Below are 20,689 nucleotides of genomic sequence, written 5' to 3' on the forward strand. Positions count from 1 at the left end.
GCACGCATGTCGAACGTTGATCGTCGCAGTTTCATCAAGTTGGCAGGCATTATCGGCCTGAGCGCAGCACTGCCGTTTGGTCGTGCCTACTCAGCCGACGCGCCGCTGGTGGTGGTGGGTTTCATCTACGTCGGCGCTCGCGACGACTTTGGCTACAACCAGGCTCACGCCCAGGCGGCAGCCATCATCAAGACGCTGCCCAACGTCAAAGTGATCGAAGAGGAAAACGTCCCGGAAACCGTGGCCGTACAGAAGACCATGGAAGCCATGATCCGTCAGGACGGTGCAACACTGATTTTTCCGACCTCATTCGGCTACTTCGAGCCGCATGTGGTCAAGGTCGCGAAAAAGTACCCGGACGTGCGTTTCGCGCATTGCGGCGGCCTCTGGCAGAAAGGTAAGGACCCGATCAACGCGGGCAGCTTTTTCGGTTACATCGACGAAGCGCAATACCTGAACGGCGTGATTGCCGGGCACATGAGCAAGAGCAAAAAACTCGGTTTCGTCGCCGCCAAGCCTGTGCCTCAGGTACTGCGCAACCTGAATGCCTTTGCCATGGGCGCACGCTCGGTAGACCCGAGCATCGTGACCACGGTGATTTTTACCGGTGACTGGTCGTTGCCGGTCAAGGAAGCAGAAGCCGCCAACGGCCTGATCGACCAGGGCTGTGACGTGCTGACCTGCCATGTCGACGGCCCCAAGGTGATCGTCGAGACGGCTGAAAAGCGCGGTGTGATGACCTGTGGCTACCACGCCAGCCAGGCCGCGCTGGCACCAAAAGGTTACCTGACCGGTGCCGAATGGAATTGGGAAACGCCTTATCGCGCCCATGTCGCGGCAGCCCAAAGCGGCGCGCCGATGATCAACTTCCTGCGTGGCGGGCTCAAGGAAGGCTTCGTCAAGACTTCCGCCTATGGGCCTGCGGTAACAGGCGACGCCAAACAGAAAGCGGATGCCATCAAGGCGCAAATGATGGCCGGGCAGTTCGTGATCTTCAAAGGCCCGCTCAAGGACAACAAAGGCGCAGTGGTGATTGCCGATGGTGTGTCACAAGGCCAGACCGACATCGCCCTGGAGAGCATGAATTACCTGGTCGAAGGTGTACTTGGCCAGCTCTGAGGAATGTTCATGAGCCTATCCATTAGTCTGCGTCGCCTCGCCAGCGCGCTGTTGCCTGGGCTGCCTACGGTGTTGGCGGTGTTCTCCTCGTGCGTGCTGTTCGGGCTGTTTCTGGCGGTTCAGGGCAAGCCTGCCTGGCAAGCCCTGCAACTGGTCGGCGAAGGCGCGTTTGGTTCATGGTTCGCCCTGGAAAATACCTTGCAGCGTGCAGCGCCATTGATGTTGACCGCGCTCTGTGTGGCCCTGCCCGCCCGGGCCGGGCTGATCATTATCGGCGGCGAAGGCGCGCTGGTACTGGGCGGTCTGGCAGCGGCAGTGACACCCTTGTGGCTCGGCCCTTTGTCACCCGGGGTGATGCTCGTCTGCATGGCCCTGGCGGCGATGAGCGTCGGCGCGCTGTGGATCGGTCTGAGTGGCTGGATGCGCCAGCGTCGCGGAGTCAACGAAACGATCAGCAGTCTGCTGCTTTCCTACATCGCTCTGGCGCTGTTCCGGCAGTTGGTGGAAGGGCCGTTACGCGATCCTGCAAGCCTGAACAAGCCTTCGACTCCACCGCTGGACGATGCCTATATGCTCGGCACCATCAGCGACAGTTTCGAGGTGCATTGGGGGCTGGTGGCGGGCGTGGTCGCGTGTCTGCTGGCGTATGTGCTGGTGCGCCACAGCATCAAGGGTTTTGCCCTCGCCGTGGTCGGCGGCAACGTACGCACGGCGTTGATGATCGGTCTTCCGGTAGACCGCTTGATCCTGCTCAGTTGCCTGCTGGGCGGCGCGGCAGCGGGTCTGGCCGGCATGTTCGAGGTCACCGCAGTGCAAGGCAGCGCCAACGCCGCGCTGATTGCAGGCTACGGCACCAGTGGCATTCTGGTCGCCTTTGCCGCACGCCATCATCCGCTGGCCATTATCGTTTGTGCCATTTTGCTGGGTGGTCTGGAAGCCAGTGGTGGGCTGCTGCAACGACGGCTTGGCCTGCCAGACGCCACCACGCTGATTCTTGAAGGTCTGCTGTTCACCAATCTGCTGCTCTGGGAAGCCCTGGGTGGGCGTATCGCCGCCTGGAAGATCAGGCTGACGGCGTCGCCCGCGTCACTCGACAAGGGAGCACTGCAACATGGCTGATATCGACCTGACTACCTTTCTCCTCGCCCTGCTGGCCGGAGCTATCCGCGTCGGCACACCTTTTTTGTTCGTCAACCTGGGCGAATGCCTGACCGAGAAAAGTGGCCGGATCAATCTGGGGCTGGAAGGCATTCTGGTTGCCGGCGCGATGTCCGGATACGCCGTGGCGTGCCTGAGCGGCTCGGCGTGGCTGGGCGTTGGCGCTGCCGCCGGGGTCGGCATCTTATTGGGGCTGCTGCACGGCCTGGCGTGCTCATTACCTCGGGTCAACGACATCGCGTTCGGCATAGCGCTGATTCTGCTCGGCACCGGGCTGGCGTTTTTTCTAGGCAAGGCGTTTATCCAGCCGCAAGCGCCCATGCTGCCTTCATTGGCGCTGGGTGCCTGGAGCGACGAAGAACGGGTGCGTTCGGCGCTGAATATCAATGTGCTGTTCTTCGTCGGCGCAGCGCTGGCATTCGTACTGCACTGGGGGCTGCGCACCACACGCTGGGGGCTGATGCTGCGCCTGGTCGGCGACCACGCCGAAACCGCTCAGGCGCTGGGCTATCGACCGCTCAAGGTGCGCATTCTGGCGACAGCGGTCGGCGGCGGATTGGCCGGAATAGGCGGCGCTTACCTGTCGCTTTACTACCCCGGCAGCTGGAATGAAGGGCTGTCCAGCGGGCAAGGATTGATGGCCGTGGCGCTGGTGATCTTTGCCCGCTGGCGTCCACTGGCGTGCCTGTGGGCATCGTTGCTGTTCGGCGCTGCCGGAGCCATCGGCCCGGCCCTGCAAGCGGTCGGTATCAGCACCGGCTACTACCTGTTTGCCGCAGCACCTTATGCGCTGACGCTGGTGGTGATGTATGCCACTTGCCGCCGTGGTCGCACCCTGAACGGCGCACCTGGCGAGCTCAGCCTGACGCGATGAACTGATCTTTTCGAGGAGGCATGCACATGGCCAGTGGTCTTGGTGGTTTGAACAAGTCGCCCAATGGTGTGGTGATCGGCCTGGCGCAACTGGCGCTGCCTGATCCGCACACCCGTGAGGCGTTGTGGGCACAAACGCAGAAAGTGGTCAGCATGGTGGCCAAGGCGCGACGCAGCAATCCGGGCATGGACCTGATCGTGTTTCCCGAGTACTCCTTGCATGGCCTGTCGATGAGCACCGCGCCAGAGATCATGTGCAGCCTCGACGGGCCGGAAGTAATGGCGCTGCGCGAGGCGTGCCGGGAGCAGCACATATGGGGCTGTTTCTCGATCATGGAGGCCAACCCGCACGGCAATCCATTCAACAGCGGCCTGATCGTCGACGATCTCGGCGAGATTCGCCTGTATTACCGCAAGCTCCATCCGTGGGTGCCGGTCGAGCCCTGGGAACCTGGCGATCTGGGTATTCCGGTCTGCGATGGGCCGCGTGGCAGCAAGCTGGCGCTGATCATCTGTCACGACGGCATGTTTCCGGAAATGGCCCGCGAGTGCGCCTACAAGGGTGCCGACATCATGCTGCGCACAGCGGGTTACACCGCACCGATCCGTCACTCGTGGAAGATCACCAACCAGAGCAATGCCTTCACCAACCTGATGCAGACCGCAAGCGTCTGTATGTGTGGCTCCGACGGCACGTTCGATTCCATGGGCGAGGCCATGTTCGTCGATTTCGACGGCACGATCATGGCTGAAGGCGGCGGTCGGGCCGACGAAATCGTCTGCTGCGAACTGCGCCCCGATCTGGTCCGTGAGGCCCGTGTGCACTGGGGCGTGGAGAACAACATCTATCAATTCGGCCATCGCGGCTATGTGGCGGTCAAGGGTGGCGCGCGCGACTGTCCTTACACCTACATGCATGATCTGACCGCAGGCCAATACCGTCTGCCCTGGGAAAACGATGTCGTGCATACCGATGGCAGCTCGTGCGGGTTTGCGGCCCCCGAGCGCGACTTCAAACCTACCCCCAGCAGTTGGGAGGAGTAATGCCATGAGTGAACGTCATATTGCATCGGCGCCCTACCCCTGGCCCTGGAACGGGCAATTGCATGCGCACAACACCGCGCTGATCGTCATCGACATGCAGACCGACTTCTGTGGCGTCGGCGGCTACGTCGACAGCATGGGTTACGACCTTTCGCTGACCCGTGCGCCCATCGAGCCGATCAAGGCACTGTTGGCGGTGATGCGCCCGCTCGGCTTCACCATTATTCATACTCGAGAAGGCCACCGCCCGGACCTCAGTGACTTGCCAGCCAACAAACGCTGGCGCTCGCAACGCATCGGCGCGGGAATAGGCGACCCAGGTCCCTGCGGCAGGATTCTGGTACGTGGCGAACCGGGCTGGGAAATCATCGAAGAACTGGCACCATTGCCTGGCGAAATCATTATCGACAAACCCGGCAAAGGCTCCTTCTGCGCCACCGATCTGGAACTGATCCTGCGCACACGCAGCATCGACAACCTGATCCTGACCGGCATTACCACCGATGTCTGCGTGCACACCACCATGCGCGAAGCCAATGACCGCGGCATCGAGTGCGTGCTGCTGGAAGACTGCTGCGGCGCGACCGATCCCGCCAACCATGCGGCGGCCCTGAGCATGGTCAAAATGCAGGGCGGTGTGTTCGGCGCAGTGGGACATTCCTCGATGTTTCGCGACCTGTTTGGAGCATGAACATGCACGCCCCAAGCCTTGAGACGATTGGTGCCAGCAAGCATTTCGGTACGTTTCGCGCACTCGACGAGGTGTCGTTCAAGGTCCGCGCCGGCACCGTCCACGCCCTGCTCGGCGAGAACGGCGCCGGCAAAAGCACGCTGGTCAAAGGCATCATCGGCTACAGCCCGCTGCAATCGGGCAGTATTCTGGTCAACAACCGCGAGCATGCGATCAGCACCCCGCGCGATTCTCATCAGTTGCATATCGGCATGGTGTATCAGCACTTCACCGTCGCGCCGGGCCTGAGCGTGGCTGAAAACCTGGTGCTCTCACGCGGTGATCTGCCGTGGCGTATCAACTGGACCCGCGAGCACGAGCGTCTCGAAGCCTTCATGGCAAAGATGCCTTTTCGTCTGGATATCCATCGGCCGATCAGCAGCCTGGCCGCCGGTGAAAAACAGAAACTGGAAATCCTCAAGCAGTTGTATCTGCAGCGTCGGCTGATCATTCTCGATGAACCGACCTCGGTACTCACGCCGCAAGAGGCCGATGAAGTGCTGGGGCTGATGCAGGCGATGGCGCATCGCGGTGAACTCACCGTGCTGATGATCACCCACAAGTTTCGCGAGGTTAGCACCTATGCCGATGACGTTACTGTGATGCGCAAAGGTCGCTGGGTGGGCAGCGCAGCAGTGGCTGACACCACCACACAACAGATGGCAGCGTGGATGATGGGCGACGCACAGGTGCGCGGGGTTAGCACCGAGCGCCCGGTGATGGCGGCTCGTCCGCCGCAGTTGCAGGTGGCAGGTCTGGATGTTCCTGGCGACAAAGGCACGCTGGCGGTGAAAAACCTTTCTCTGGCGGTGCATCCGGGAGAGATCGTCGGGGTTGCGGGTATTTCCGGTAACGGCCAGCGCGAACTCACCGAAGCCCTGCTCGGCCAGCGACCATTCAGTGCCGGACAGATATCGGTCGATGGCCAGCCCTACCATGCGCAGCGTGAACAAATGCAGCGCCTGCGCGTGTTCAGCCTGCCCGAGGAGCCCTTGCGCAACGCCTGTATCGGCAGCTTCAGCGTGGCCGACAATCTGGCCCTGCGCAACTTCGACCAGGCGCCACTGTGCCGTCAGGGCTGGCGTCTTGATCGTCATGCAATAGGCGCACAGGCACGCACCCTGATCGAACAGTTCAAAGTCTCGCCCAACGACCCGAACCGCCCTATCGGCACCTTGTCGGGAGGCAATGTGCAGCGCGCCGTACTGGCGCGAGAACTGCCCCCTGACGTCGCGGTGCTGATCGTCGCCAATCCGGTATTCGGCCTGGACTTTGCCAGCGTCGCGCTTATCCACCAGCGCCTGATTGACGCGCGCAACAGCGGCACAGCGGTCCTGCTGCTCAGTGAAGACCTCGACGAGCTGCTGAGCCTGGCAGACCGCATCGTGGTCATTCATGACGGCGAACTGGTTTTTGAAACCAGCGCAGCGGCCGCTGATCGAACCGAGCTGGGTCGACACATGGCCGGTGCCGAACAGCTTGCCGGAGAACCGGCATGATCAGCGTCAATGCGCGTCCGGACTGTTTCACGTTCGCCCCCTCCTGTGCCGCTGTGGTGATCATCGACATGCAGCGCGACTTCCTCGAACCCGGCGGCTTTGGTGACGCGCTGGGCAACGATGTCGCACCGTTGCAAGCCATCGTGCCATCGGAGCAACAACTGCTGGCGCTGGCCCGTGATCAGGGCATAGTGGTCATACATACTCGTGAATCACACAGCGCGGACCTTGCCGACTGCCCGCCCGCCAAGCTGGCCCACGGCTCGCCAGGCCTGCGCATCGGCGACCCTGGCCCGATGGGGCGTATCCTGATTCGCGGCGAACCCGGCAATCAGATTATCGACAGCCTGACACCGCTCGCCTGCGAGTGGGTCATCGACAAACCCGGCAAGGGCATGTTCTTCGCCACCGACCTGCATCAGCGGCTGACCGACGCTGGCATCACGCATTTGATCTTCGCAGGCGTTACCACCGAAGTTTGCGTGCAGACCAGCATGCGCGAAGCCAGTGATCGGGGTTATCGCTGCCTGCTGATCGAGGATGCGACCGAAAGCTACTTCCCCGCGTTCAAACAAGCCACTCTGGACATGATCACCGCACAAAACGCGATTGTCGGGCGTGCAGCGTCGCTGGCCGATCTGCAACAGGCCCTGCAAACAAGGAGTACATCCTGATGGACATCAATCTTGCGCACATCGTCGCCGAAGTGACCCACGCTTTCACTGATTACGAGCGCGCCCTGCTGGCCAACGAGCTGACCACACTGGATGCGTATTTCTGGAATTCCGAACAGACCGTTCGCTATGGCGTCGCGGAAAACCTGCACGGTGCCGAAGCCATCGCGCGCTATCGACGCCACTGTCAGCCAGTCGGGCCCGGTCGCACATTATTGCGCACCGTGGTGAGCACCTTCGGTGAAGACTTCGCCACCGTCAGCACCGAGTTTCACGATGGCGTTACTGAGCGTCTGGGACGGCAGATGCAAACCTGGGCACGCCTGGACGGCGGCTGGAAAGTCGTTGCGGCACATGTCAGCATTGACCTGAGCAGCCTGGAGCCACGCCCTTGAATTCCCCCAACACCACCAACGCGCTGGCAGAGGACGTCTATCGTCGGCTCAAGCAGGAGATCTTCGACTTCTATCTGCTGCCCTACGACCGCTTCACTGAAACCCAGCTGGCTGATCGTTATCAGGTGTCACGCACGCCGGTGCGTGACGCGTTGTACCGGCTACAGCGTGAGGGTTATCTGGATGTCGAGTTTCGACGGGGCTGGTCAGTCAAGCCGCTGGATTTCGACCAGATAGACCAGCTGTACGATCTGCGCATCGTGCTTGAATGTGCTGCGGTCGAGCGCATCTGTGCATCCCACGAGGTGCATCCGGAACTCAATGTGCTGCGTCAACACTGGCTGATTGATCGCAGCCACTGGCAGAGCGACATGCAAGTCGTCGCAGACCTCGACGAACAGTTTCACACCCAACTGGTGGCCGCCTCGGGCAATCTGGAAATGGCCCGTGTTCATCAGGAAGTGACCGAGCGCATTCGCATCGTGCGCAGGCTGGACTTCTTCAAAAGCGCCCGTATCGAACATACCTATCTGGAGCACGCCGCGATCCTCAATGCATTGCAGGCACGCAAACGGGACGAAGCGCTGCTGCTACTGCGCTCTCATGTGGAAATCAGCAAACTCGAAGTGCGCAAGCTGACGATATCGATGCTCAGTGATGCGCGGCGGCGGCATGAAGCATGAAGCATGAAGCATGAAGCGTTGACGGTTATCAGCTGCTTCTGCCGAGTTTGCCGGTGAACGGGCGTCGGGAGATCGTTTCAAGATTAGATTGGCGATACCGCCAATTGTCAGAAACAGATGTCGAATACGGAGCTCAAGCTCGCCCAGAATAAGCGCGTTGGATTTCTGCGACCTGCTATACGCGTCGGGCGAAGAGCGCTTTCCATTCTTGCGAAAAGCGCGGGTCGTTTGCCACGTTCGGAACGTCGATGGTTTTCCCGGTCAATATGCCTAGTCCACATGAGCCGCGCTTGCCGATAGAGATGTTACCCACAAGAGCTTGAGAAAAACCGGACGGCAGATTCGGGAAAATGCGATACGTGAGTTGGACAAAACGCCTTTCAGAGGAAAACAGCGTGCTCGTTGTTGTTCAGCTATTAACGCTATCGTCAGCACTTTCCGGAAATGGAAGCCCACAATGACACGAGCCGTATTATTGGTGCTGTTGATCCTCTCGGTTGCATGGCTGGCGCAAAGTGGTGATGGCGACGAAATGCACTGCCCTGACAAAGATGCGAATTTTTTTGCTGACGCCATCAACGCTTATTTTGACAAACATCCACCAAAAGCCGGTAACGCCGTGACCATTCCTTACAGCGCCCGCTACGACAATCGTACCCACTGGTGGATAGTTCCGGTCGACGTCGGCCAGGACAGATTACAGGCGCTGTTGAGTTGCGACGGCCATCTAGAACTGTCCGGGCGTAGCTAATGAGGTCGTATTCTGAACGGCATAAAAACAGATGACACCTTGTTTACCAGATGTGGCGCAAACGAGAGACTTGTCTGCTCCAATCCCTTTCGTACAAGCAGCCCTTTCACCGATGCGGACAACCCCATTTCACACCAGCCAATGCACTGGATATCGTCACGCGCGCAATAAATCATTTTAGTCATGTGGGTATAGTGCCTGTGCAACAAGGCTTGGTGCTTGCGGTCCAACTCACTGCACTTACTACCCGCCCGGCATCGCGTCACCCATCATCTGATCAGAGCCGCGATCAATTCAACGGATCACTCGACAGGACATCAGATGACCTCATCCAGCCAGCGCCTGGCCTTGCTTGAAGCAGTTGTCGAGCAGTCATTCAATGCCGTTTTGATCACCGATGCCAATCTGACCAATGGCGGCCCGTTCATTGTGTATGTCAACCCGGCATTCTGCGCGATGACCGGCTACGCAGCAGAGGCATTGATCGGCCTTTCGCCACGGATCCTGCAAGGACCCGACACCGATCGTCAGGTGATCGAGCGTATGCGTCAGTGTTTGAGCGAAAGCCTCTTTTTCGAAGGGTCGACAGTCAATTACCGCGCGGACGGAAGCCCCTATGTCGTCGAGTGGAAAATTTCCCCGGTGCGCAACGATGCGGGTGCGGTTTGCAACTTTGTATCGGTGCAGCAAAACATCAGCCCGCGCATTCGAGCAGAGCGCGAACAGCATTTGCTGGCTCAGGCGCTGAACGCCGCGCTTGATCCGATCATGATTACCGATTGCAACGCCACTATCGTTTTTGCCAATGAGGCCTTTCAGCACATCACCGGTTACAGCGCGTCGGAAATAATCGGCGAAAACCCGCGAGTGCTTAGCTCGGGTAAGCATGATGAGATGTTTTATGCGCAATTCAATGAAGCGCTGGCCAGTGGTACGCCCTTTCGTACTACCTTTATCAACAAGCGCAAGGATGGCTCTCTGTTCTACGCAGAACACAGCATTTCCCCGCTGTGTAACCTGGAAGGAACCATCACGCATTACGTCAGCATCAGCCAGGATGTAACCACGCGGCTGGGCCGTGAACAGAAGTTGCTGGAGATTGCTCACAGCGACCCGCTGACCGGGCTGAACAACCGAAGGGCGGCGGAACACACCCTTGAGCGGCTCATCGATACCGCGCGAATATCGGGCAAGCCGTTCAGTCTTATCATCGGCGACATCGATCATTTCAAATCGGTCAATGACCGATACGGCCACCCTGCTGGCGACAGGGTATTGACCAGCGTTGCAGTCATCCTTAAACAACGGATCCGCCTGCAGGATGTCGCGGCTCGATGGGGAGGAGAAGAATTTCTGATACTCGTGCCCGATAGCTCACTGGATCATGCCGCTGAATTGGCCGATCGCATTCGCAAGGGCGTTGAGGGTCTGTTGATACCGAATGCAGGCTCAGTGACTATTTCTCTGGGAGTTGCGCAACTCAGCCCGGGAGAAACAGCGGCAAGCCTGATTCAGCGTGCAGACAAAGCGCTTTATCAGGCCAAGCGCCGGGGCCGCAACCGTGTCGATATCGCACAGGCAGACGACACGATTTATTGAGGTTGGCTACAAGCGGAGTCTTCAGGAATACCGTACGGCGCTATTGGTATCTCACCGTGACGGAGGCTTTACGACCGACTACCACCAACAAGAGCGGGTATTCTCAGCACCTTGTTGGCAGCGGTGATGTAAATCCAGTGCTGTGACCGGTAGAACAGAATGCAAGATTGCCGGTGTCTTTCGCCGTCACCTTTATTTTCCCCAGCAACTCACCGCTGGCAGAGAACACCTGAATGCCCTCTTTGCTGCTGCTCCAGACGTTGCCCTGCGCGTCGACCTTGAGTCCGTCAGGGATGCCGGGGGCAATCTCGGCAAACACCTTGCCGTTACTCAGCGCCCCGTCGCGCACCTGATACACCCGGATGCTGTGTGCCAGTTTCGGATTCTTGAAATCATGCGCCAGTTGCGAGTCGGCGACATACAGCAAGCTTTGATCGGTTGAAAACGCAAGACCGTTCGGCGAATGAAGTCCCGGGGTATTCAACCTTACCAGTTGGTTTTGTTCCGGATCGTAGCGGTATACATACTCGCCGCCCTGCTCCGGTTTGCCGCCATAACTTTCAGCCTTGTTCAACACGCCGAAGGTTGGATCACTGAACCAGATACCACCGCGCTTATCGACCACGACGTCATTCGGGCTGTTCAAACGCTTGCCCTCGTACCTGTCGACCACTGTGCGCCATTGACCATCCGCCTCCTGTCGCACTATTGCGCGTTCGCCATGGGATGCGGCGATGACTCGGCCTTCGGCATCCAGAGCATGCCCGTTCTGATCATGGGCGGGGTCGAGCCATACAGTGACGCCGTCATGCTCTTTCCAGCTCATGAACTTGTTCGCCTTCACATCACTCCAGATCAACCGACCGTCGGTCAAACACAAAGGGCCTTCCGCCCATTGCGCATCGGCGGTAAGCACTTGTGCCTGCGCGCCGGGCTGGATGAGTGCAGCAAACCGCGGATTACTGGCAACCACCGTGACTGGCGGCGCGTCTGAAGCCATCACTGCGCCTGCGGCGAGAAGCGCGCCCGCCAACACGAGCGAAGTGGTTTTCCTGCCTGGATGACGGAAGACTCGATTCATGCATTTCGCCCCAATTGATCAGTAGGCACATCGGCCAGAAGAACGTTTGGCAGCAGCATCCGGCTTGAGTTTCACGATGAGCTGAACGTTGGGCTGATCACCCACGGTACGAGTCAGATGCCCGACCCTGTTGTCGCCAGGCCTTGCTTTGGAGCTGCTGTCGGCATTGAACTGCATTTCCCCGGGGCCCTGAACCAATACCGTGCCATCGGTGGTTTCCACCGACCACTGACCCTGTAAGGTGATCACCCACTGAGGGCCCGGCGCATGGTGCCAACTGCCGACGTAACCCGGCGGCAGTACCGCGTAGGCAATACTTTCTACTCCGTCGGGCGATACTCCGATCCACTGAGGCTCGGCAGGTGGCGCGTAACTTTTGAATTCCAGCCCCTCGATACGGCAATGCTCGACATGAGTGGCCCCTGTCTCGTCAGCCCAGACAGTGGCGTACTTGACGGGGGGCTGAAGCTTGCCGTTGCTGGTGGTACTTTCTTGAGAGTTTGCGGGTACAGACAGTACCGCCGCATTGACGCTACTGCTTGCCGCACAAACGGCAGCAAAGGTCAGTGCAAATGCAAAGAGCGTTTTCATGGGTAAATCCTTGTTCGCGAGAACACTGGGTGGGAAGACAACGTCGCTGTGCCACTACCAATCACTAGGCCAGTCGCGTAATAACGCGCGATCAAACGATCACTCATCGAAACCGGACCTGCCCTGACAGGCCCGGACGTTAAATCAGAGTTTCGGTAACTGACCGATGCGCGCCATCATTTCGGTAACGATCTGCAGGTCCAGCAGAAACTGTCCGGTCGTCTTGAACTCGTTGTCCGTGTGACCGGTATATTTGACTTCGGGCCTCGCCAGACCGAACTGCACGCCATTGGGCAGTTCATGTACCGACGTCGCGCCAGCCGAGGTGCCGAACGCATGTTCCATACCCAGATTTTCGCTGGCAACCGCAAGCAGCGCCCTGACCCATTCGCCCTCTGGATTGCGGTACATCGGCTTGGCAATGGAATAGTCGAACGCAGGCTTGATGCCGGTTTTCACGCTCCACGCTGCAAGTTTTTCGGAGATTTCGGATTTGAGCTCTTCCGGAGACCTGCCCTTGGGCACGCGCAAGTTGACCGCAAGTTTGAACGCTGTTTCATCCATCGCGACATAGGTAAGAGAAGCGGTCAGCGGCCCCATGAACTCGTCGGAGAAACCAACGCCCAACTTGTTGCCCAGATAATCAAGGCCCCAGTTGTCGGCTGCATAGCGAGCAGCGTCAGTAATCTGGTTATGTTTGAGCGCGACCTTGCCTTGAAGGCTGTTGATGAAGTCAAGCATCCTCGCAACCGGGTTGACTCCAGACTGGGGCGCCGATGAGTGCGCGGAAACACCCGTCACTGTCAGCTTGACGTCATTGCCGTCGACGCTGGCATCGACCGCGAAATTGCCGCCATTGCTTTTCACGTAATCCGCACCGGCCTGTTGCAGGCTGGCAGCCAGTTGCGCAGGCTTGTCGGTTAACAGAGTAGCGACCGATTTCGATGGAATCTGGTTGGTGGCCGCACCTCCGGTCATCGAAACGATTTCAGCACCCTCGCCGTCAGCGTTGCGTCGCGCGAAACTGGCCATGACCGTCCCATAACCTTTTTCCGCGATGACAACCGGGTAGCTGCCATCCAGCGCCAGGTTGTAACCAGGCGTTGGGTTGCGTTCAAAATAGTAGGGGATTGCGTCACCCGTGGTCTCTTCAGTTGTATCGATCAGCAACTTGAAGTTCCTGGCCAGCGGCAGCTTTTCTTCCTTGATGACCTTCATGGCATAGAGCGCCACGACAATGCCATTCTTATCGTCTTCGGTGCCACGCCCATACAGGCGATCACCAATCAATGTAACCTTGAACGGATCGAGCCGCGTGCCGTCCGGCAACACCCAGTTTTCCGGCGTGACCGGTACAACATCGGCATGGACGTGAATGCCCACGACTTCATCGCCCGCCCCGTCGAGCGAAACTTCATAAACACGGTTATCGACGTTGCGAAACTTCAGATCGAAGCGTTCGGCAAGGCCTTTGATCGCGTTGGCGATCTTGATGAACTCCGGGTTTTCATGCTGGGCAACGCCGTCAACACGGGCGGTTGGAATGGCGACCAGCTCACGCAATGTGTCGGTTGCCGCATTGCCATACTTCAACCGGGTATACAGACCGAGCAGGCGATTAATGTCGTTCCGTTGTGCGTCGGAAAGTGTTTTGTTGTCAAGAAAGGTATTGATGGCCGGGCCAAAATCAGCAGCTTTGACACCATCAGTGTTGGACAGACTTTTCAGAAACTGCCTGAAATCCGTGACCGATTTCTCATTGAAAGTCTTGAGAATGATCGTGCTCTGTTGGGCAGTGACGTTGGCATTCGCCACGCAGGTGAAGGACGAAAGGCTGGCCATTATCAGCGCGGTTGCGGCCAGTTGCTTGAGTGACAGGTTCATTGTTCAGGGCATTCCTTGGCAGGTACAGCACGCAAAAATTCTGACCACTTGATCAGTAAGATTTCAAACTTACACCATGAGCAATGATGCGAGAATCCCCGCTTTGAAATGAAGCAATGCCTTAAAGGGCTCGAATGATCAATGTGCCTTGAAACACACGTGTTCAATACAGCCTGACCGAGTTGCAATCCCCCATCCGATTACCTATATTCCGGCGTGGCGCCATCTACGCCACCTACCGCGGAAAGGGCTGCGCCCAGGATTCTGATTCGATATTCCGTCACTACGACTCCCGACCTTCAAGCGGACAAGGTTTTTTGCAAGGAGATCGTATGCCCGGCAATAATAAGCCCTCGTCCCATCACGGCCGTATCAACCTCGAACAGCAGCGTAAGCGTGCCAAAGAGCTTCTGCTGCGGATGAAAGACGGCACTGCACCTGATCAGCTCATCCTGCTCGACAAAACGGCACCGACCTTATCTGATGCCCAATGGCTGATCGCGAGGCAATTGGGCTTCAGCAGCTGGCCCAGGCTAAAGGCCCATGTCGATGCAGTCGACTTCGCAGCCCGGAATCCGGACTTCGAAGCAAGCGACGAAGCGCGAACCGTGCATTGGCGATGCGGCAGCGACATTGCCCACACTCTCAAACTCGCGGGCTTCAAAGGCTCTTTCAAGATGCTGACAGACCCTTTGTGCATGGGTCCGGTTCAGGCTGTGCCTGAAAAGGCATATCAGGCAGCGCGCAGTCAGTACATCAGCCAGGCATTCGGGCTGAGCCTTACGGATGTCGCACGCCGGTTTGATGATGAATACACCGACCTGCAGCAAATGAGCAGTGCCGATCACTGCGTGCTGTGGTGCGAGGCAGATGCCTACGATCAGCTTTTCCTGATCAGGACGCTGTCAACCCTTGAGCAGCTGCCTGCCAGGCTTGAAATTATTCAGGTGAGCCAGATTCCAGGCGTCCAGCGCTTCATCGGCATTGGCATTGGCCAACTGGCGCCCGACCTGCTTGCCTGGCTGTGGCCGCAGCGCAAGGCGGTGACCAAAGAAATGCTGCATCTGGCCCGCCAGACATGGGCGGCTTACTGCAACGCCTCGCCGGTTGCCCTCGCCGAACTGGCCCACACCGCGCAACCATCATTGCCCTGCCTTGCCCCGGCCCTGTTACGTCAGCTACAGGAATTACCAGGCGTCGAAGACGGCCTGTCACTCACCGAGCGTCTGTCGTTGCAGTGCATCAGCGAAGCCGGGTCAATGACCTTCGGCCAAGTGTTTGCTGAGCTGACGGACAAGCGCGAGCCTTTACCGTTTCTGGGCGACATGATGTTTCACGCGATGATGCGCCCCTTGATTGATTCTCCGACCGCGCTACTGATCGAATCAGACCCCCAACTTGAATGGCCTCGCCGCTCGCTCAGGCTAACCCCGCTGGGACAGCAAGTATTGGCCGCAAAAGCCTATTGGCCCAACTACTGCCATCAAGCGCGCTGGGTTGGCGGCGTCTGTATTCAGCCCGGACAACCTCACTGGATGATAGATAACCACTTGCGCCCCCTATGGCGCGCCTGACTCTCAGGAACGCACTGACGGCCAGTTGTAACGCTGGTGATGCTGATCGGTCGCGAAAATATCCAAGGGGTGCCTGCACCCGAACCGGACACAGGCACGGCGTATCAGATCACGCCACAGGCTGCACGATCACCGCCACCACCCAAGGGTGCAGGGTGGTCAGAATGGTTGTCGCCGCCCGCATGAACCATCAGCGCATGGCCTTTGATTTCGGAGATTTCCTTCAACCGTGGTGCCAGTACCGGATAGTTTGCGGTGCCGTCGGCGTTAACGTACAACGCAGGCAGATCGCCTAGATGTCCATCGGCGTAAGGCCCCAGATGCTTGCCGGTCTTGGCCGGGTCAAAGTGGCCGCCTGCGGCCAGCGCAGCGACCTTCTTGCCGTCCTTAGTACCGGCTTCGCAGCTGCCGTTTTCATGTACGTGAAAACCGTGAATGCCCGCAGGCAAGTCTTTCAGATTCGGGGTAAACAGCAAGCCGTACTGTGTTTCGCTCACCGTCACGTTGCCAACAGGTTTGGGCGCGCCGTCAGCGCTGACCAGATTGATGGGAACGTCCAGCGATGCAGCCTGGACACTGAGGGAGAAAACGCCAAGCAGGCCTAGCCAAAGATAAGGTTTCATGATTTCAATGCGTCCCTGATCTGGTAATCGGATTGAACGTCGCGACGGGCAGCGTGAAGCGGCATGCCACGCAACGTCCTTGATGTCACAGAGGGTGTGACCACAGACCAGCGCACTTGATGCAAAAAGATGACCGGGGAAAGTTATGCAAAACGTCTCGACTGGCCTGCCATTACGAAAGTTGGCAGACCAGCGACGTTGACTTGCGCTCAGCTATGGGCGCAGGGGCGCCACTCAGATATCCATGCAGATCTTGCCGAAATGCTGATTGGTTTCCTGATAACGGAACGCCTCGACAATGTCGGTCATCGGGAAGGAGCGATCCATGACCGGACGCATGCCATTGGCATCAATGGCGCGGATCATGTCCTGCTGCTGGGTGCGGCTACCCACCAATACACCCTGCATGCGCAGTTGCTTGACCAGTGCCGGGACGAATTCCAGCTGACCGGCGACACCGCTCAGAATGCCGATGACCGAGATATGTCCAGCGACTCGTGCGGCTGTCATGGAGTGCTGCAATGTCGAGGGGCCGCCCACGTCGATGATGTGATCAACACCACGGCCGCCAGTCAGCTTGCGGGCCGTCTCGCCCCAGTTGCTGTCCTTGCGGTAGTTGATCAGGTGGTCGGCGCCCATGGCTTTCAGACGCTCCAGCTTTTCATCACTCGACGACGTCGCGATAACGGTCGCACCCACCATCTTGGCGAACTGCAACGCGAAAATCGATACACCGCCAGTGCCCTGCACCAGGACGGTATCACCGGCTTTCAAAGCATCATCGACCATCAGCGCGCGCCACGCGGTCAAGCCAGCGGTGGTCAGGGTGGACGCTTCGGCATGGGTATAACCCAGTGGCGCGTGGGTGAATGAGGTGGCACGGGCAGTCACCTGCTCGCGGGCATAACCGTCGATGCCATCGCCCGGCACAGTGACGAAACCTTCAACCAGCGGCTCGCCGCTGATCCACTCAGGGAAGAACGTGCTGACGACAGAGTCGCCGACAGCGAACTCGCTGACGCCCTCGCCTACTGCGGTTACCACGCCTGCGCCATCGGCCATGGGAATGCGTTTTTCAGTCGGTGCCCACATGCCGGTGACGACTGCGAAGTCGTGATAGTTGAGCGAATTTGCGTGCAGACGCACAGTGATCTCACCGGCTTTCGGTGCCAGCACTTCGCTTTCGCCAACGCTGACCTGATCGTAGCCGCCGCCAGCCTGCACGTAGATGGTTGTATTGCTCATGGTCAATCTCCTATCAATTCAACATTACGCAAAATGACGAAATGTGTGAGTAACGCTAAAGGTCATAGTTCTTTCTTGAGCCGATCGGCAAACCGGTCGATGGCTAGCTCGTCGCGGCGAAAATAAGTCCATTTGCCGATCCTTGTCGCCTGAACCAGCCCGGCGCGTTGCAGAATCGCCAGGTGCGCAGACGCGGTGGAAGCCGAAAGACTGGCCTTGGCCTGAATGTGCGAGACGCACACGCCTATCGCCGGATCACCGTGGTCCTGTGGAGGGAAATGGGCTTGCGGGTTTTTCAGCCACTCCATGATCAACATGCGAGTGTCATTGCCGACCGCTTTGATTTGCTCAAGAATCATGGGGCACAACATTACGCTTTTTTACGAAATGTTCAACCCCTGATTTATGCCCGTACATCTGAACGCATATTTCATTACAGCTTCACATCGGCCTGACAAATGAAGCAATCTGTCGACTCCAACAAAACCGACTGCACGGCTGAGAGCACTCAGACTCATGATGAACCTTAAATACAGCGCATTCACCGCCCTGCTGCTGGGCATGACAGGCATGGCTCAGGCTCAGGAATCCACCTCGCATCTGGACAAGGTTCTGCAAGCCGGCCAGTTGGCAGTCTGCACGACTGGCGATTACAAGCCCTATACCCTGCTGCGCGAAGACGGTGAATACGAAGGCATCGATATCACCATGGCACGCTCGCTGGCCAAGAGCCTGGGAGTTAACGTGCGGTGGGTGCCTACCACCTGGAAAAACCTGATGCCGGACATGGTTGCCGGCAAATGCGACATAGCCATGGGCGGCATCTCGGTCAGCCTGGAACGCCAGAAGAAAGCCTTCTTCAGCAATACGCTGGATGTCGATGGCAAGATTCCCCTGGTGCGCTGTGAAGACAAGGCCATGTACGAGACGGTCGAGCAGATCAATCAGCCCTCGGTGCGCTTGATAGAACCTGCTGGCGGCACCAATGAAGCCTTCGCGCGCGCTCATCTGCCGAAGGCGTCTTTGGCATTTCAAGACAACAAGACCATCTTCCAGGAACTGCAGGACAAGAAGGCTGACGTGATGATCACCGATGCCTCCGAAGCGCTTTATCAGCAGAAACGTATGCCTGGCTTGTGTGCGGTCAACCCGACCGCGTACATGCAATACGGCGAAAAGGCCTACCTGTTGCCCCGCGATGATGTGACCTGGAAAAGCTACGTTGACCAATGGCTGCATTTGAGCAAGGCCACTGGCGAGTATCAGCAGGCGCTCGGGGAATGGCTGGCAGTGCCTACGCAACTGTAAAAAGTATCATTTAGCCACCACACCTAAAGCTTGAGTTCGAGACGCCGATAGTTGATGGCCAGCGATGCATTCGCAAGGTCCCGATTCAGCAGGCGAACAAACCCTACAGGGGAACTCCCATGTCTCAAACTCAAGCGCCTCATGGCGGTTTCACTATAAAACAACGATTGATGGCCTCTACCTTCGCCATCATTGTTGCGTTTATCGCGTTGTCGTTTTTCATGATCCATACACTCAAGACATCCACTGAGAATGTCGACGCTTTGTACAACCGGGATTTTCTGGCCACCGAGGCCGTGAACAATATCGACGGTGCACTGACCCGTGTGGACATCAATATCCTGCGCATGATCGCCATCGGCAATCCGGAGCAGACTGCGGGCTGGAAAAACGAGAACGAGGCCGCTTTTGCCAAGCTTGATGAGCTGACCGTTCTGCTCGGCAAGGACACCGCTGAAACGCTGGATGTCACGCTGACCCAGCAGTTGCAGCGCGACTACACTAAGTTACGTGATGGTATGCGGCACCAGACGAGCGTTATCCAGACGGGTGATATCGCCGCCGCCACCAACATCAATCGCACCGAGGTCAAACCCTTCGCCGAGCAGGTCTTCAAAACCCTGCAAACCCTGCGCGAACAAGGCAAACAAAAGGCAGGCGAGCGCTTTGAGGCTCAGGAAGCAAGTGCTACCCGGACCAACAACCTGTCCATCACCGCCACACTTTTGATTGCGGTGCTGGGTGTCGTGGTGACACTACTGACCATACGCAGCATTCTGGCAGCCATCGGTGGCGAACCGGATACGGTGGCCACCATTACCCGCACCATCGCCAGAGGCGATCTGAGCAGTACGATCAAGGTCAATGCCAATGACAACACCAGCGTCGCCGCTGCCGTGGTTGCCATGCAGACTCAACTGCGGGACACCCTGCAACAGATTTCAAACTCAGCGACCCAGCTGGCTGCCGCTGCTGAAGAGATGACCGCCATCACTGAAGACGGGGTTCAGGGCATCCAGCGACAGAACAACGAGATTGACCAGGCCGCGACTGCCGTCAATGAAATGACCAGTGCGGTAGAAGAAGTGGCGCGTAATGCCGAACACACCGCACGCTCTTCAAGCAACGCGACCAGCGCAGCACAAGCAGGTCTGGGCCTGGTTAAGAAGACCGTCAGCGCAATCAACACCATGAGCACCGACGTACAGAAAACAGCCGTGCTGATTGGCGAGCTGGCTGATCAGTCGCGCGACATCGGCAAGGTTCTGGATGTGATCCGTGGTCTCGCCGAGCAAACCAACCTGCTGGCCCTCAACGCTGCTATCGAGGCAGCCCGGGCGGGTGAAGCCGGACGCGGATTTGCTGTGGTGGCGGATGAAGTGCGTGCCTTGGCGCACCGCACTCAGCAATCAACCAGCGAAATCGAGCGCCTGGTCAGCAATATTCAGAACGGCACTGACCGGGCGGTGAGCTCCATGCGCGGCAACACTGAACTAGCCAGCGACACGCTCAGTATCGCCGAGGGTGCCAATGATTCTCTGAGCGTCATCAGTACAGCGGTCAGTGAAATCAACGACCTCAATCTGGTCATCGCCAGCGCCGCACAACAACAGGCACACGTTGCGCGGGAAGTGGACCGCAATCTGGTGAACATTCGTGACCTGTCTGCGCAATCTTCATCAGGTGCACAGCAGACCAGCAGCGCGAGCCGTGAATTGTCGACGCTGGCTCTGGACCTGAACAATATCGTCGGGCGCTTCCGTCTGTCCTGATGCGAGGCACACTCTGTGCGCTGCTACAGCGCGCAGAGTGCGCAAATTCCGGACCTGGCCGGCCTATATCCGCGTCTGCGTACATA

The 20,689-nt window shown here is 58.3% G+C and carries 19 protein-coding genes and 2 pseudogenes; 14 read left to right on the forward strand and 7 right to left on the reverse strand.

Features of this window, described 5'->3' with window-relative positions; genetic code table 11:
• Positions 1-6: 6 nt before the first annotated feature.
• Genes LJU29_RS20910 through LJU29_RS20950 form a run of 9 tightly spaced genes read left to right on the forward strand, consistent with a single transcriptional unit; the run spans position 7 to position 8,175 of the window.
• The gene (locus LJU29_RS20910; protein ID WP_005756757.1) at positions 7-1,119 is read left to right on the forward strand and encodes a BMP family ABC transporter substrate-binding protein; all 1,113 of its coding nucleotides are present in this window, start codon (positions 7-9) and stop codon (positions 1,117-1,119) included.
• Between the two features lie 9 nt (positions 1,120-1,128).
• Positions 1,129-2,238 (forward strand): ABC transporter permease, encoded by a 1,110-nt coding sequence (locus tag LJU29_RS20915; RefSeq protein ID WP_054079130.1) that lies wholly within the window; start codon positions 1,129-1,131, stop codon positions 2,236-2,238.
• Entirely contained in the window at positions 2,231-3,151 is a 921-nt protein-coding gene (locus LJU29_RS20920) for an ABC transporter permease (RefSeq protein WP_257111152.1), read from the forward strand. The genes LJU29_RS20915 and LJU29_RS20920 overlap by 8 nt, the downstream gene beginning before the upstream one ends.
• A gap of 26 nt (positions 3,152-3,177) precedes the next feature.
• Positions 3,178-4,194, forward strand: coding sequence for a formamidase (locus tag LJU29_RS20925; RefSeq protein ID WP_005756763.1), 1,017 nt, complete (start codon positions 3,178-3,180; stop codon positions 4,192-4,194).
• 4 nt (positions 4,195-4,198) lie between these two features.
• Positions 4,199-4,885, forward strand: coding sequence for a biuret amidohydrolase (gene biuH / locus LJU29_RS20930; RefSeq protein WP_257111153.1), 687 nt, complete (start codon positions 4,199-4,201; stop codon positions 4,883-4,885).
• Entirely contained in the window at positions 4,882-6,423 is a 1,542-nt protein-coding gene (locus LJU29_RS20935) for an ABC transporter ATP-binding protein (RefSeq protein ID WP_257111154.1), read from the forward strand. Before biuH ends, LJU29_RS20935 begins: the two co-directional genes overlap by 4 nt.
• Positions 6,420-7,097, forward strand: coding sequence for a cysteine hydrolase family protein (locus tag LJU29_RS20940; protein ID WP_257111155.1), 678 nt, complete (start codon positions 6,420-6,422; stop codon positions 7,095-7,097). The genes LJU29_RS20935 and LJU29_RS20940 overlap by 4 nt, the downstream gene beginning before the upstream one ends.
• Positions 7,097-7,492, forward strand: a complete 396-nt coding sequence (hpxZ, locus tag LJU29_RS20945) for an oxalurate catabolism protein HpxZ (protein WP_002552365.1) — start codon at positions 7,097-7,099, stop codon at positions 7,490-7,492. The genes LJU29_RS20940 and hpxZ overlap by 1 nt, the downstream gene beginning before the upstream one ends.
• Positions 7,489-8,175: a GntR family transcriptional regulator gene (locus LJU29_RS20950; protein WP_005745866.1), complete on the forward strand. Its 687-nt coding sequence runs from the start codon at positions 7,489-7,491 to the stop codon at positions 8,173-8,175. The genes hpxZ and LJU29_RS20950 overlap by 4 nt, the downstream gene beginning before the upstream one ends.
• 57 nt (positions 8,176-8,232) lie before the next feature.
• Here LJU29_RS20950 and LJU29_RS29365 read toward each other — a convergent pair.
• A pseudogene (locus LJU29_RS29365) lies at positions 8,233-8,569 on the reverse strand (hypothetical protein); the annotation flags it as partial.
• A gap of 63 nt (positions 8,570-8,632) precedes the next feature.
• On the opposite strand from LJU29_RS29365, the gene LJU29_RS20955 reads away from it, so the two are divergent.
• Together LJU29_RS20955 and LJU29_RS20960 are read left to right on the forward strand one after the other, a co-directional pair.
• Entirely contained in the window at positions 8,633-8,926 is a 294-nt protein-coding gene (locus tag LJU29_RS20955; protein ID WP_057423081.1) for a hypothetical protein, read from the forward strand.
• 321 nt (positions 8,927-9,247) lie between these two features.
• The gene (locus tag LJU29_RS20960; protein WP_122322868.1) at positions 9,248-10,525 is read left to right on the forward strand and encodes a sensor domain-containing diguanylate cyclase; all 1,278 of its coding nucleotides are present in this window, start codon (positions 9,248-9,250) and stop codon (positions 10,523-10,525) included.
• Positions 10,526-10,593: 68 nt separating this feature from the next.
• Here LJU29_RS20960 and LJU29_RS20965 read toward each other — a convergent pair.
• The 3 genes and pseudogenes from LJU29_RS20965 to LJU29_RS20975 form a co-directional block, all read right to left on the reverse strand.
• Positions 10,594-11,606, reverse strand: a pseudogene (locus LJU29_RS20965) (SMP-30/gluconolactonase/LRE family protein).
• Positions 11,607-11,624: 18 nt separating this feature from the next.
• Positions 11,625-12,197: a cupin domain-containing protein gene (locus LJU29_RS20970; protein WP_257111156.1), complete on the reverse strand. Its 573-nt coding sequence runs from the start codon at positions 12,195-12,197 to the stop codon at positions 11,625-11,627.
• A gap of 144 nt (positions 12,198-12,341) precedes the next feature.
• Positions 12,342-14,081, reverse strand: coding sequence for a dipeptidase (locus LJU29_RS20975; protein WP_054996484.1), 1,740 nt, complete (start codon positions 14,079-14,081; stop codon positions 12,342-12,344).
• A gap of 332 nt (positions 14,082-14,413) precedes the next feature.
• Here LJU29_RS20975 and LJU29_RS20980 point away from each other — a divergent pair, with 332 nt between their 5' ends.
• Positions 14,414-15,655, forward strand: a complete 1,242-nt coding sequence (locus LJU29_RS20980) for a DUF1835 domain-containing protein (protein WP_257111157.1) — start codon at positions 14,414-14,416, stop codon at positions 15,653-15,655.
• A gap of 104 nt (positions 15,656-15,759) precedes the next feature.
• On the opposite strand, the gene sodC is transcribed toward LJU29_RS20980, so the two are convergent.
• The 3 genes from sodC to LJU29_RS20995 all read right to left on the reverse strand — a co-directional run bounded on the left by sodC (position 15,760) and on the right by LJU29_RS20995 (position 17,894).
• Positions 15,760-16,278 (reverse strand): superoxide dismutase [Cu-Zn] SodC, encoded by a 519-nt coding sequence (gene sodC, locus LJU29_RS20985; protein ID WP_257111158.1) that lies wholly within the window; start codon positions 16,276-16,278, stop codon positions 15,760-15,762.
• A 234-nt stretch (positions 16,279-16,512) separates the two neighbouring features.
• Complete coding sequence (locus LJU29_RS20990; protein WP_257111159.1) at positions 16,513-17,523, reverse strand: zinc-dependent alcohol dehydrogenase family protein; 1,011 nt, start codon at positions 17,521-17,523, stop codon at positions 16,513-16,515.
• 62 nt (positions 17,524-17,585) lie between these two features.
• On the reverse strand, positions 17,586-17,894 hold the full coding sequence (locus tag LJU29_RS20995) for an ArsR/SmtB family transcription factor (protein WP_016980457.1): 309 nt from the start codon (positions 17,892-17,894) through the stop codon (positions 17,586-17,588).
• Between the two features lie 145 nt (positions 17,895-18,039).
• Between LJU29_RS20995 and LJU29_RS21000 the strand changes: the two genes are divergently transcribed.
• Together LJU29_RS21000 and LJU29_RS21005 are read left to right on the forward strand one after the other, a co-directional pair.
• Entirely contained in the window at positions 18,040-18,831 is a 792-nt protein-coding gene (locus LJU29_RS21000; RefSeq protein WP_057453386.1) for a transporter substrate-binding domain-containing protein, read from the forward strand.
• A gap of 119 nt (positions 18,832-18,950) precedes the next feature.
• The gene (locus tag LJU29_RS21005; protein WP_117140281.1) at positions 18,951-20,603 is read left to right on the forward strand and encodes a methyl-accepting chemotaxis protein; all 1,653 of its coding nucleotides are present in this window, start codon (positions 18,951-18,953) and stop codon (positions 20,601-20,603) included.
• Positions 20,604-20,689: the final 86 nt, after the last annotated feature.

The organism is Pseudomonas ficuserectae, assembly GCF_024584585.1.
In the GTDB taxonomy this organism is placed as follows: domain Bacteria; phylum Pseudomonadota; class Gammaproteobacteria; order Pseudomonadales; family Pseudomonadaceae; genus Aquipseudomonas; species Aquipseudomonas amygdali.